1 protein-coding gene is annotated in these 709 nt (G+C 38.6%); it reads left to right on the forward strand.

Annotated features, from left to right (window positions below; genetic code table 11):
• Positions 1-162: 162 nt before the first annotated feature.
• Complete coding sequence (locus ACFSY7_RS10290; RefSeq protein ID WP_255512422.1) at positions 163-576, forward strand: hotdog fold thioesterase; 414 nt, start codon at positions 163-165, stop codon at positions 574-576.
• Positions 577-709 lie beyond the last annotated feature (133 nt).

Here is a 709-nt window from a genome sequence, read left to right on the forward strand (position 1 = left end):
ACTTTCATTGATCAACAATCGACCAAGAAAGTGCCTCAACTGGAATACCACACAGGATGCATTTGAATGTGAAGTGGTGCAGTTAATTTGACAATCTATCGTATAAAAAAAGTTCATTGTTGTATAGAGGACGTTTATAATAGAAGAAAAGGAGGTTTTTTCATGCAATTAGAACAAATTATGAGCAAAGAACATTTAGAACAAACATTGATTGGTACGCTTGGGATAGAATTTCAAGAATTAACGAAAGAGCGCGTTGTGTGTACAATGCCGGTTGGACCTAAAACACATCAGCCACTTGGATTATTACATGGTGGCGCCTCGGTTGCGTTAGCAGAAACAGCTGCATCCATCGCGGCCTTTTTAAATGTAAATCCAGAAACGCATTATACAGTTGGCTTAGAAATTAATGCTAATCATATTCGCGGCAAACGAGACGGTATCGTGACAGCCATCGCAACACCTCTTCATATCGGGCGTTCAACAATGGTATGGAATATTGATATTGTCGACGAACAGCAACGTCAAATTTGTATTTCACGCTGTACAATGGCAGTAGTCGAACAAAAAAAATAAGCTACATACAAAAAAAGGCAGCGTATCCATGAACTGCACCCCAATTGTTAGACACAATCTAACAATTGGAGGTGTGGTTTTTTTATGACGAAATTTACGAGCGCATTAAAATTAGCGATTGTACAGGGATTTA

The sequence above is a fragment of the Kurthia populi genome, assembly GCF_042686175.1.
In the GTDB taxonomy this organism is placed as follows: domain Bacteria; phylum Bacillota; class Bacilli; order Bacillales_A; family Planococcaceae; genus Kurthia; species Kurthia populi.

What these genes read in the sequence shown, in the direction of transcription:
- ACFSY7_RS10290 (WP_255512422.1), top strand. Translation starts at nt 163, where the DNA reads ATGCAATTAGAACAAATTATGAGCAAAGAACATTTAGAACAAACATTG.